Source organism: Rugamonas fusca (assembly GCF_014042365.1).
Lineage (GTDB): Bacteria > Pseudomonadota > Gammaproteobacteria > Burkholderiales > Burkholderiaceae_D > Rugamonas > Rugamonas fusca.
On record NZ_JACEZS010000001.1, the window covers coordinates 251,279 to 263,464 of the forward strand.

General features: G+C 68.2%; 7 protein-coding genes. 5 read left to right on the top strand and 2 right to left on the bottom strand.

Annotated features, from left to right (window positions below):
* Window positions 1–72: 72 nt before the first annotated feature.
* On the top strand, window positions 73–1,254 hold the full coding sequence (locus tag H3H36_RS01025; protein WP_182213116.1) for an acetyl-CoA C-acyltransferase family protein: 1,182 nt from the start codon (window positions 73–75) through the stop codon (window positions 1,252–1,254).
* 160 nt (window positions 1,255–1,414) lie between these two features.
* Window positions 1,415–2,158: a 3-oxoacyl-ACP reductase FabG gene (fabG, locus tag H3H36_RS01030; protein ID WP_182213117.1), complete on the top strand. Its 744-nt coding sequence runs from the start codon at window positions 1,415–1,417 to the stop codon at window positions 2,156–2,158.
* 23 nt (window positions 2,159–2,181) lie between these two features.
* Here the strand turns inward: fabG and H3H36_RS01035 are convergent, their stop codons facing one another.
* Together H3H36_RS01035 and H3H36_RS01040 are read right to left on the bottom strand one after the other, a co-directional pair.
* Window positions 2,182–2,883 (bottom strand): hypothetical protein, encoded by a 702-nt coding sequence (locus H3H36_RS01035; protein WP_182213118.1) that lies wholly within the window; start codon window positions 2,881–2,883, stop codon window positions 2,182–2,184.
* Window positions 2,884–2,901: 18 nt separating this feature from the next.
* Window positions 2,902–5,268: a bifunctional serine/threonine-protein kinase/formylglycine-generating enzyme family protein gene (locus H3H36_RS01040; protein WP_182213119.1), complete on the bottom strand. Its 2,367-nt coding sequence runs from the start codon at window positions 5,266–5,268 to the stop codon at window positions 2,902–2,904.
* Between the two features lie 280 nt (window positions 5,269–5,548).
* Here H3H36_RS01040 and tagH point away from each other — a divergent pair, with 280 nt between their 5' ends.
* The 3 genes from tagH to tssM are packed head-to-tail and all read left to right on the top strand — an operon-like array spanning window position 5,549 to window position 12,182.
* On the top strand, window positions 5,549–7,177 hold the full coding sequence (gene tagH / locus H3H36_RS01045) for a type VI secretion system-associated FHA domain protein TagH (RefSeq protein WP_182213120.1): 1,629 nt from the start codon (window positions 5,549–5,551) through the stop codon (window positions 7,175–7,177).
* A 51-nt stretch (window positions 7,178–7,228) separates the two neighbouring features.
* Window positions 7,229–8,593 carry a type IVB secretion system protein IcmH/DotU gene (gene icmH / locus H3H36_RS01050; protein ID WP_182213121.1) on the top strand — a complete coding sequence of 455 codons (1,365 nt, stop codon included), beginning with the start codon at window positions 7,229–7,231 and terminating at the stop codon, window positions 8,591–8,593.
* A gap of 58 nt (window positions 8,594–8,651) precedes the next feature.
* A complete protein-coding gene (gene tssM, locus H3H36_RS01055) occupies window positions 8,652–12,182 on the top strand; it encodes a type VI secretion system membrane subunit TssM (RefSeq protein WP_182213122.1) in 3,531 nt (1,176 codons plus the stop codon).
* Window positions 12,183–12,186: the final 4 nt, after the last annotated feature.

Consider the following 12,186-nt stretch of genomic DNA (forward strand, 5'->3'; position numbering starts at 1 on the left):
TAATATGGCCGTTCCGGCGCCCGTGCGCCGGCGTGCACCAGCCCTTCGATTACCCGCTTTTAAGGAATTATCATGACTAAAGACGTAGTTGTACTGAGCGCCGCCCGTTCCCCCATTGGCGCCTTCGGTGGTTCGCTGTCGGAGATGGAGCCGGCCGAACTGGCGGGTATCGTGATGAAGGAAACCATCGCCCGCTCCGGCGTCGAGGCTTCGGCCATTGGCAACGCCGTGGTCGGCACCTGCATCCCCACCGATGGCCGCTATGGCTACGTGTCGCGCGTCGCGTCCGTGCAAGCCGGCATGCCGATGGACTCCATCGCCATGCAGGTGAGCCGCCTGTGCTCGTCCGGCCTGCAAGCGATCGTGACGGCCGCGCAAGGCGTGATGCTGGGTGACTTCGAATACGGCATCGGCGGCGGCGTGGAAGTGATGTCGCGCGGCGGCTACATGCTGCCGGCGCTGCGCTCGGGCGCGCGCATGGGCGACACCAAGGCCATCGACTTGATGACCTCGATCCTGACCGACCCGTTCGGCGTGGGCCACATGGGCATCACGGCGGAAAACCTGGCCGAAAAATACGGCATCACCCGCGAGCAGCAGGACGCGTTCGCGCTCGAATCGCAGCGCCGCGCCGCGCTGGCCCAGGCCGAAGGCCGCTTCAAGTCGCAGATCGTGCCGATCGTACGCCAGACCCGCAAGGGCGAAGTGGTGTTCGACGCCGACGAGCACCTGAAGCCTGCCACCACGCTGGAATCGCTGGCCAAGATGAAGCCCGCCTTCAAGAAGGATGGCACGGTGACGGCCGGTAACGCCTCGGGCATCAACGACGGCGCCGCCTTCATGGTGCTGGCCGACGCCGCCCTGGCAGCCCAGCGCGGCCAGACCCCGATCGCCCGCATCGTCAGCTACGCCGTGGCCGGCGTGCCGAACGACGTGATGGGTGAAGGCCCGATCCCCGCCAGCCGCAAGGCGCTGGCCAAGGCCGGCCTGAAGATGGACCAGATGGACGTGATCGAATCGAACGAAGCGTTCGCCGCCCAGGCGCTGGCTGTGACCAAGGTGCTGGAGCTGGACCCGGCCAAGACCAACCCGAACGGCGGCGCGATCGCGCTGGGCCACCCGGTGGGCTGCTCGGGCGCCTTCATCGCCACCAAGGCGATCTACGAACTGCAACGCACCAACGGCCGTTACGCGCTGGTGACGATGTGCATCGGCGGCGGCCAGGGTATCGCCGTGGTGTTCGAACGCTGCTGATTCTCGTTCGTTCGTGACGGACCGGCGCCGCGCCGGATGTCCGCCTCAGGCGGCATCCCGCGCGGCGTCCTTTTTTCCGTGGCGCGAGCGGTCGGCTATACTGCCCCGCAGGCCCGGCTGTCGGCCAGGGCGACATTCAACCAATTGAAGGAAGTGCAGCATGAATTTGACTGACAAGGTAATCATCGTCACGGGCGGCGCCCAGGGTATCGGCCTGGCCATCGCCGAGCGCTGCGCCGTGGCCGGCGCCAGCGTGGCGATCTGGGACAACCGCGCCGACGCCATCGAGGCGGCCGTGGACCACGTGCGCGCCAAGGTGGCCGGCGTACAGGTGGCCGGCTACGCGGTGGACGTGTCGGACCTGGCCAGCGTGCAGGCGGCCGCCAGCGCCACGCGCGAGCATTTCGGCCGCGTCAATGGCCTGGTCAACAACGCGGGCGTGGTGGCCGATGCCCAGCTGACCAAGATGACCGAGGCCCAGTGGGACCGCGTGATCGACATCAACCTCAAGGGCGTGTTCAACTGCGCCAGCGCCAACGTGGACGCGCTGCTGGCCACGGCCGGCGCCATCGTCAACATCTCGTCCATCGTGGGCTTGTCGGGCAACTTCGGCCAGACCAACTATGCGGCCGCCAAAGCCGGCGTGCTGGCCATGACCAAGACCTGGACCCGTGAACTGGGCCGCAAGGGCGTGCGCTGCAACGCCGTGTGCCCCGGCTTCGTCAACACCCACATCGTCAAGGATATTCCGGCCAACGTGGTCGAGGAGATGCTCAACATGATCCCCCAGCGCCGCATGGGCCAGCCCGGCGAGATCGCATCGGCCGTCGTGTTCCTGCTGTCGGACGAGGCCAGCTACGTCAACGGCGCCACGCTGGAAGTGGCGGGCGGCCTGACGCTCTAAGCCTTGCCGGCCGGCCCGTCAGGTTAGTCGGACTGGCGGGTCGGCAGCGGCGAGGCGGAGATACGCTGCACCGTCATCACCAGGTCGGAATAGCTGCTGCGGTAGTTGCGGTTCTTCGCTTCCACCGACTTGGGATCGACCAGCGAGACGTCCTTGCGGTGCACATACCCCAGCCGTGGCGCCATGTAGAACTGCACCGTGCGCGGCACGGAGCGCACCACGTTCTGGGTCTTGCCTTCGCACGTGCTGGAGACGCATTCGAGTGTCTCCACATAATCGATCACCACGTCCACGTTCACGTTGTAGGTGCCCACGCTCAGGTGTACCGGACTGCCGGGCAGTTGCGTGAGCATCAGCCGCAGCTTGCCGTTCTTGGACGAATTGAGTTCAAACACACCCAATGCGTTGGGCTTTTCCTTGAATCCGGCCTGGATTTCGGACAGCTTGAAGATCTGGAACAGATTCTTCTGATACGACATCAGGCGCCGCGTCTCATCCTCCACTTCCTGTTTTTGCAGCGACTGCCGGGCCTTGCTTTCTTCCTCTTCCTGGGGCACCGGCTGCGGGGTGGCCGCCGGCGCGGGCGCGGGCGTGGCCACGGGCGGGCGGCGTGGAACGTCGGCCGGATTGCGCGGTGGCAGTCGGGTCACTTGTGGCTCCTGCGTGGCGCAACCGGCCACCAGCAGGGCCAGGCTAATACTTGTGGCTCGATACAGGACGTTCATGTAGGCCTTTCTCCTTCGTCAATAAGCGTTTGCCGGCGGCGTGGAGGCGGCGGGTTGTCTGGCCGCCGCAGGCGCAGTCCTTGCGCCTGACCTGCCACCATGCCTGGGCCCCGACGCGGCCTCGCTCGCGGCCCCGGCGGCGGCGGGCGCGCTGGCTGACGCCGACGACAATGCGGCGGCGGGCGTGGACGCGCTGGCCGGAGCGGAGGCCGGTGCTGATGCGCCGACGGCGGCCGCTGCCGCAGCCGCTGGTGCCGGTGCGGGCGCCGGCGTGCGGCCGATGCGGAAGCCAACGCGCGGATCGGTGCTCGCGCGGTCGCCGAAGGTGCGCGCCACCGGGCGCACATCGCCGGCGGTGGAGTCAAAGGCGCCGCCTTTCTGCACCCGCTTCTTGCATGCGGCCGTGGCCTGTGCCGGCGTCATTTTCGGATCGTCGGCATGGCTGGCATGCCAGCAGTCGTCCACCCACTCATAGACGTTGCCCACCATGTCGTACAGGCCGGCATAGGCCTTGAAGCTGCCCACTGGCGCAGGACGATGGAAGTCCAGGTGGCTGCCGCACTGGCCGCAATGGGCGTTGTCCTGGCCTGCGCGATCGCCCCAGGGGAAGGTGGTGTTGACGCCGGCGCGCGCCGCGTATTCCCATTCCGCTTCCGTGGGCAGGCGGTAGCTGCCGCCCGTCTTCTTCGACAGCCAGTCGGCATAGCCCTTGGCTGCGTCCCAGCTGATGCCGGTCACGGGCAGCTTGTCCAGGTCCGGGCCGGCCATGCCTTGCGGCGCGGGGCAGGCGCGATCCTTCACGCACAACTGCCACTGCGCGTAGCTGATTTCCTGCGCCGACAGGTCGAAAGCGGCGATCGGCGCCGGCCTGGCCCCCAGCTCTTCGGGCAGCGCGCCCGGTTCTCCGGCCACGGAACCCATGCGGTAAGTGCCGGCCGGGATCGCGACCATCACGGGGCAACCGGGCGTGCCGTCGGCCAGTTTCAATGGGCACGGTGGCGGCGGTGGTGGCGCGGGCGGAGCCTCCGTGACCGGCGCCGCCGCTTCGGCGGACGCCGTTGCTGATGCGGATGCCGCGGCTGATTCCACCGGCGCTGGTTCCGGCGCGGGCGCGATCACGGGTGGCGGCGGCGCCACGGCCAGCACCGGCGCAGGCTTGGCGCCGGGGGGAGGGGGCAGGTAGGGAATGTCGAACGGCAGCGCGTTGTTCCACCACAGCCAGCCGCCGCCTCCACCGGCGCCCAGCACGGTCAGGCCAAACAGACTGAGCACGACGGCTTTCCAGCGGCGCTTGCGTGGCGGCTCGGCCGGCGCTTCCTCCTTGGCTGCCTGGCCCGTCGCGCGCGACTGGGTGGGGCCGCCCGTGCGGCCCGCGCCGCCCTGGGTGGTGGCGCCCGGCTGCGTCACCGCGCCAGATTGTCCGGCTGCGGTCCGTGGCGCCGTCGCCCGCTGCGGTTGTTCGATGCCCAGCAAGGCCCGGAACTCGCCGACATTCTGCGGACGCTGCTCGGGACGCACGCCCAGCGCCACGTCGATGGCGCGCAGGAATTCGGCGCTGTAGCGGCCGGCGGCGCTTTCGGACAAGGGCGTGAGCGAATCGGAGACCAGGCGGGTGAGGGCGGCCGGCGGCACCTTGTCGGTGATGATGAAGTAGACCACCGAGGCCAGCGCATAGAAGTCGGTCCACGGCCCCTGCGACATATTGGTCATGTCGCCATATTGCTCGATGGGCGCGTAGCCGGGCTTGAGGATCACGGTCAGCGCCTGCGTCATGTCGCCGATCACGCGCCGCGCGGCGCCGAAATCGAGCAGCAGCGGGCGGTCGTTCTCCAGCATCAGGATGTTGTCGGGCGCGATGTCGCGGTGATAGCACTGCTTGGCGTGCAGCACCTCGAGCGCGTCGAGGATGTGGGCCAGGAAGTTGCGCAGCCAGTCCTCCTGCGCCAGCATCTGGTGGTCTTCCTTCAGCAGCTGCTTGAGCGTGGGCGCCTGGTAGAACGGCATGGCCATGTAGCCGGTGCCATTGGCTTCCCAGAAGCGATAGACCTTGACCAGGCAGGGATGGTCGAACTGGGCCAGCAATTGGGCCTCGTTGACGAAGCTGTGCAGCCCGACCTGGAACGTCTCCGCGTAGTGCTCCGACAGCATGGTGACCTGGGTGCCGCCCACGCGGCCGGCGAAGGCGGCCGGCATGTATTCCTTGAGCGCGACGTCGCGTCCCAGCGAGTGGTCCTTGGCGTGGTAGACGATGCCAAAGCCGCCCTGGCCGACCACGCAAGTGATTTCGAATTCGCCCAGCTTGGTGCCCGGCTGCAGCGCGTTGGGGAATGCGGCGCCTGAGGCCAGCACGGTGTGGTCATTGTCACTGTTAGGTGGTGGGTTCATATGAGACTAACCGTATTCAGGTTGAATTCATCTTCAACGCGCGGGCCAGAGTCACGGAGCCCGAACGATGAAAAAACCGGCGCTACCAGTACCAATTGCTTGCAGACGGGGAGCATGGTGTTCAAATGCTCATATGGTCTGTCAGGCACGAGTATAAACGAAGACTTGCCCGCCCAAACGAGTTGTGCGCATAATTGCTGCGAATATAAGAAAAGCAACGGAGCGGGCCGGCTTCCAGCCCGGAAGCGGCTTACCATCCTCTAGCTACACGGACCGATCGATGCCCATTACATTGACCGTGCAAACCCATCGTGCCGCGCCGCCGGCGGAACCGTTGTCGGCCGTCTTCGACCGGCTGGGCGGTACCATTGGACGTTCGCCCGGCAATGGCCTGGTACTCGACGATCCGGGTAAATACATCTCCCGCAATCACGCCAAGATCGAATTCCAGGATGGCGGTTACTGTCTGGCCGACATCGGCGCCAATCCCAGCCTGGTCAACGGCCGGCCGGTCGGCAATGGCCGCCAGGTTCCCCTCAATGACGGCGATACGGTGGTGATCGGTCCTTACCTGCTGGCGGTGGTGGTCACACCGGAACCGGGCATGGGCGGCCGCGCCGCCGTCGCCGGCGCGGCCATGTACGGCGCGGCGGCGCCGTCCGGCCAGCCGGTGCTCGATGCGCTGGCCGCGTCCAGCCTGCTCGACTGCGCGGTCGCGCCGGGCACCGATCCGCTGAATGTGGACTGGCTGGCGCCGCAGGATGCGGTGACGCGCCAGGTGACGGTGGCCCGGCCCGTGACCAGGGTCGAGGTGCGCATGGAGTCCCCGGCCAGCGCGGCCCCTGTGGTGCCTGCCCAACAGCTATACCCGCAGCCGTCGCCCGTGGTCCAGGCGCCGGCGCCGGCGTTCGCCATTCCCGACGACTACGATCCACTGGCCGACCTGCTGCGGCCCGTTCCCCCGGCGGCGCCATCGGCACCGCCAGCGATCGGCGCCGTCGCCGCTGACGCTGACGGTCCGCCTGCCGCGCCGCAGGCTGCTGGTGCTCTGCCGTTGCAAGCTGGCGTGGCGGCCCCGCCTGTCGCCGCGGAGCCGACGCCGGCCCCTTCGCCGGTCGCGTCCCTTGCCTTGGACGTCGCGCCAGCGCCCCAGCCGCGCGCCGTGGAACCGTTGGCCGTCGCATCGCCGCAGCCAGCCAGCCCCGCGCCGCTGGCGGCTGGCATGGCGCCGGCGCCGGCAACACCGCACCCCGTAGCTGCCCCTGTGCCCCAGCCGGGCATGGCCGCGTCAGCGCCGCCGCAAAGCGCTGCCGACGCCTTGCTGCTCGATGCGCTGCTGCGCGGCCTGGGCATGACGGGCATGAAAGTGGAGCGGCCTGCCGCCGAATTCGCCGAACTGGTGGGCGCCATGCTGCGCGCGGCCACGGCCGGCACCATGGGCGTGCTGCTGGCGCGCACCCTGACCAAGCGCGAAAGCCGCATGGCCGTCACCATGATCGCCAGCCAGGCCAACAATCCGCTCAAGTTCTTCCCCGACCCTACCAGTGCGCTGTTCCAGATGCTGGGCAAGCCGGGCAAGGGCTATATGCCGCCGGTGGCCGCCTTCGATGGCGCGTTCGACGACATGAAGGCGCACGAAATGGCGCTGCTGGCCGGCATGCGCGGCGCGCTGGAAGGCATGCAAGCCCATTTCGATCCGGCCGAGATCGAGCGCACCATGGCGCTGCCGTCCGTGATGGACAAGATGTTGCAGGCGAACCGCAAGGCCAAGCTGTGGGATCGCCATGTGGAATCCTACCGCCAGTTGGTGCAGGACGCCGACGAGGAATACCAGCGCCGCTTCAGCGAGCAGTTCGCGCGCGCTTACGAGGAGCAGATCGCGCGCATGCGCAAGAATCGCACGCCCTAGGACACGAACAAGTACGTACTGCCGTCATCCGCCTACCGGAGGTCATGCATTGTGAGTACCAACGATCCGCAGCAACCGTCGCCCGACGACGAGCGTACCATCCTGATTCCCAGTCCCGGCGGCAAGCGCGGTGCCGCCGCCTCCGCGCCTGCGCCCGCACCCGCGCCGCAAGCATCGACGGTGCAGCCCCCGGTGCCGTCGTCCGGCCCCGCCGATGCGACCGCCGCTGCCGCCATGCCCCGGATCGGCGGCTATGGTCTCAATCCGCTGGTGGCGGCAGCCAGTCCCTTGCTGGACCTGGTGCTGCCGCTGCGTCACATGGCGGCCTATCCGCAGGTGGAGCACCTGCGCCAGCAACTGGTGGCGGGCATCAAGCGTTTCGAGCAGGAGGCCAAGGCGGCGCAGGTGCCCACTGATGCGATCGCCGTGGCCCGCTATTCGCTGTGCACTTTTCTCGATGAGACCATCTCGGCCACGCCCTGGGGCAGTGGCGGCGTGTGGTCCAGCCGCAGCCTGCTGGTGACGTTCCATAACGAAGCGTCGGGTGGCGAGAAGTTCTTCCTCGTCTTGCAGAAGCTGTGCCAGGACCCCGGCACCCATATCGACGTGCTGGAGTTGATGTATTTGTGCCTGTCGCTGGGCCTGGAAGGGCGCTATCGCGTGCTCGACGGCGGCCGGGGCCAGCTGGACATCCTGCGCGAACGGTTGCTCGAACTGATCGCCAGGCAGCGCGGCGCCGTGGAGCCGGCCTTGTCGCTGCACTGGCAGGGCGCCGGCGGCAAGGGCGAAGCCTTGTGGCGCATGCTGCCCGTGTGGGTGGTGGCGGCCATCGCGCTGTCCGTGCTGGTACTGCTGCACATGGCCTTGAGTTTCAGCCTGAGCCGCGCATCCACGCCCGTGCATACGCGGCTGCACGGGATCGCCGTCGCGGCCTGGCCGGCATCGGCCGCCGCCGCGCCGCTGCCGGCGCCGGCTGCGCCGGCCAGGGTCGCCAAATTCCTCGCGCCGGAAATCGAACAGGGTCTCGTGAGCGTGAGCGAGCTGCCGGACCGCTCCATCATCACCTTGATGGGCAACGGCGTGTTCGCACCGGGCAGTGCGGAAGTGACGCCCAGCTTTGTGCCGCTGCTGCAGAAAATCGGCGATGCGCTGCGCCCCGTCGAGGGCAAGGTCAAGGTGGTCGGCCACACGGACAACACCACCGGCTTCTCCACCCGTTTCCCGTCGAACTGGGAGCTGTCCAAGGGCCGCGCCGCGACGGTGGCGCGCATGCTGGGTGAGCGGGCCGGCCCGCCCGAGCGCTACAGCGTCGAAGGGCGGGGCGACACGGAACCAGTAGCGCCCAACGACAGCGCCGCCAACCGCGCGCGCAACCGGCGCGTGGTGATCATGCTGCTCGCGCCGCCATCGGCCTGATGGCCTGAAGTTCCCCGCAACCGAAAACTGGACGATTAAACTGGACGAATACATCGATATGAAGCGTATCTTTTCCTGGTTGTTGCGGCCCGCGCCGCTGTCGCTGATCGGCGTGCTGCTGCTGTCGCTGGTGATCTGGTTCGAAGGACCGCTGCTGGCCTTCAACGGCAAGGAGCCGTTCGCATCGACCGGCGTGCGCTGGTTCTGGATCATCGTGCTGCTGTTGATCTGGGCCGGCTACTTCCTCACCAGGTGGATCATGGCACGCATGGCCAATGCCAGGCTGGCCGCCGGCGTCGCAGGCGCGCAGCAGGCGCCGAGTCCGGAGGCGCTGGAATCGCAGGCCGAGGTTGCGTTGCTGGGCAAACGGCTGCAGGAGGCGATGGACATCCTGCGCAAGAGCAGCGGCCGGCGCGGCGGCCAATACCTGTACCAACTGCCGTGGTATATGTTCGTCGGCGCCCCGGGTGCGGGCAAGACCACGGCGCTGGTGCAATCAGGCCTGAATTTCCCGCTGGCCGACGCGCTGGGCAAGAACGCGATCGGTGGCGTGGGCGGCACCCGCAATTGCGACTGGTGGTTCACAGACGAAGCGGTGCTGCTCGACACGGCCGGCCGCTACACCACGCAGGACAGCCACGAGGAAGTGGACCAGGCCGCGTGGCGCGGCTTCCTGCAATTGCTGCGCAAGCACCGGCGGCGGCGTCCCATCAATGGCGTGATCCTGGCCGTCAGCGTGGCCGACCTGCTGCAACAGGGCGAGGCGGCGCGCAAGCAGCAGGCGCTGGCCATCCGCGCCCGCCTGCAGGATCTGCATGAGCAGTTGGGCATGCGCTTCCCGATCTACGTAATGGTCACCAAGTGCGACCTGCTGGCCGGCTTTACGGAGTTCTTCGGCGAGATGGGCAAGGAGGAACGGGGCCAGGTGTGGGGCATGAGCTTCCCGCTGGTGGAGCCGGAACAGGTGATGGCCTCGCTGGCCGCCTTCCCGGCCGAGTTCCAGTCGCTGGAGCGGCAATTGCAGGCGCGCCTGCTGCAACGCATGCAGGGCGAGCGCGACATCCAGCGGCGCGCGCTGCTGTACGGCTTCCCCCAGCAATTCGCCGGCCTGGGCGAGGTGCTGCACGCCTTCCTGACGGACGTGTTCCAGTCCACCCGCTACGAAACGGCGGCCTTGCTGCGTGGCGTGTACTTCACCAGCGGCACCCAGGAAGGCCACCCGATCGACCGCGTGATGGGCGCCATGGCGGCCGCCTACGGGCTGGAACGGCAGGTCCTGCCGGCCAACGCAGCCAGTGGCCGCAGTTACTTCCTCACTCGCCTGCTGCGCGAAGTGATCTTCGCCGAAGCGGAAGTGGCGGGCGTGAACCGCCAGTTCGAACGCCAGCGCCGCCGCCTGCAATGGGCCGCGAGCGTCGCCATCGGTCTGGTGCTGGTGCTGGGCACGGCCGGCATGGTCACCAGCTACGCCCGCAACAGCCGCCTGGTGAGCCAGGTGGACCACAAGGTGCCGGAGATCGCCAGGCTGGCGCAAGCCGTCACGCCCGACACCAGCGCCGCGCAGACCTTGCCGCTGCTGGACGCCGTGCGCGACCTGCCGGCCGGCTACGCGGCCCAGGGCCAGGACGTGCCGTTCCTGATGACGCTGGGCCTGTACCAGGGTGACAAGCTGGGCGCGGGCGCGCAATCGCTGTACCTGCGCACGCTGCGCGCCACGCTGCTGCCACGCATCGTGCACCGCATGGAGCAGCAACTGCGGCGCGGCAGCGCCAACAACCTCGATTACCTGTACGAAGTGCTGCGGCTGTACCTGATGCTGGGCGACACCCGCCACTACGACGCCGCTTCCATCGCCGGCTGGGTGGAACTGGACTGGCTGCGCAACATGAGCGACGCCAGTCCAGCCCAGCGCGAGGCCTTGATGGGCCACGTGGCCGCGCTGCTCAAAGCCTACCCGAGCTTTGAACTGCCGCAGCAGCTGGACGCGCAACTGGTGGCCGATACACGTCTGGCATTGGCCCGCATGCCGTTGGAGCAGCGCTTGTACAACGGCCTGAAACGTTCGCTGGCCCGTGCCCAGCTGCCTGAATTCAGCGCCACGGCGGCCGGCGGGCGCGATGCGCCGCAAGTGCTGGTGCGCCGCAGCGGCGAGGCGCTCACGCGCGGCGTGCCGGGCATGTTCTCGGTGGCCGGCTACGCCAGGTTCCTCGAACTGAGCGGGCAGGCAATGGATGACGTGAGCCGCGACAACTGGGTGCTGGACCGACAGGAAGCCGTCACCGGCAAGGCCGGCAACGAGCAGATCCGGGCCGCACTGCTGCAGTTGTACTACAACGACTATATCGCGGAATGGGACCGCTACCTGGCCGACCTGAGCATCGTGCCATTCTCCACGCTGGACCAGGGCGCGCGCGTGACGACCATCCTCTCGAGCGTCGATTCGCCGCTGCGCAAGGTGCTGGTGGCGGCCGCGCGCGAAACGACGCTGGCCGCCGGCGCCGCCAAGAAGCCCGAATCGTCCGTGCTGGCCTCGCTCAAGGATAAGAGCGACAGCTACAAGAAGAAGCTGGAAGGGGTGCTGGGCATGGGCGATGGTGACGGCGCTTCGGCCGCCGCCGCGCAGCAGATCCCCGTCGATGCGCACTTCGACGACCTGCACCGCATGGTGGCCGGTTCACCTGCGCCGCTGGACGGCCTGCCGGCCATGCTGCGCGACGTGGCCACCTATTTCGACGCGGCGGCCGCCGCCAAGCGGGCCGGCCAGCCGCCCCCACCGGGCGACGCGCTGGCCAAATTGAAGCGGGAAGGGGATGGCAAGGCTGCGCCGCTGGGCCAGATGCTCAAAAATATCGACAGTGGCGGCGCCGGTCTGACCATGGGCAGCGAGCGCGAACGCCTGAACGCCTTGTGGACGGCCAGCGCCGCCCAGTTCTGCCGCCAGGCCATCGCCGGCCGCTACCCGCTGGTGCGCAGCGCCGCCCAGGAAGTGACGCAGGACGACTTCGGCAAATTCTTCGCGCCCGGCGGCCTGGTGGATCAGTTCTTCCAGCAAAACCTGCTGCCCTACGTGGACATGGGGGGCCGCCAGTGGCGCTGGCGACCCAATGGCGACAAGGTCACGCTGGGCATCCCGCAGGACGTGCTCGACACCTTCCAGCGCGCGGCGCAGGTGCGTGATGCCTACTTCGCCAGCGGTGGCAAGCAGGCGTCGATGCGCTTCGACCTCAAGCTGCTGAGTGCCGACCCCGCGCTGAGCCAGGTGACGCTGGACATCGACGGCCAGCCCGTGCCGTTCGGCGCGCCCGCCACGGTGCGCGCCGCGTCGCTGCAAGTACCCAGCGGCAAGGGCACGGGCCTGGTGCGGCTGGAGGCCACGCCGGCCGGCCGCACCTTGCGCACGGAAGGTGCGTGGGCCTGGCTGCGCATGATAGACCAGGGTACGCTGGAGCCGACGCCGCAGGGCGAACGGTTCAAGCTCACCTACGACCTCGACGGCCACAAGATCAGCTACATGCTCACGGCCAGCAGCGTGATCAACCCGTTCCGGCGCGAGGCGCTGGAACGATTCCGCTGCCTGGACCGGCTGTAACGGC

Bases quoted from the DNA above. Each gene is read 5' to 3' on its own strand.
- tagH (WP_182213120.1), top strand. From the start codon at position 5,549: ATGCCCATTACATTGACCGTGCAAACCCATCGTGCCGCGCCGCCGGCG.
- tssM (WP_182213122.1), top strand. From the start codon at position 8,652: ATGAAGCGTATCTTTTCCTGGTTGTTGCGGCCCGCGCCGCTGTCGCTG.
- H3H36_RS01025 (WP_182213116.1), top strand. From the start codon at position 73: ATGACTAAAGACGTAGTTGTACTGAGCGCCGCCCGTTCCCCCATTGGC.
- fabG (WP_182213117.1), top strand. From the start codon at position 1,415: ATGAATTTGACTGACAAGGTAATCATCGTCACGGGCGGCGCCCAGGGT.
- H3H36_RS01040 (WP_182213119.1), bottom strand. From the start codon at position 5,268: ATGAACCCACCACCTAACAGTGACAATGACCACACCGTGCTGGCCTCA.
- H3H36_RS01035 (WP_182213118.1), bottom strand. From the start codon at position 2,883: ATGAACGTCCTGTATCGAGCCACAAGTATTAGCCTGGCCCTGCTGGTG.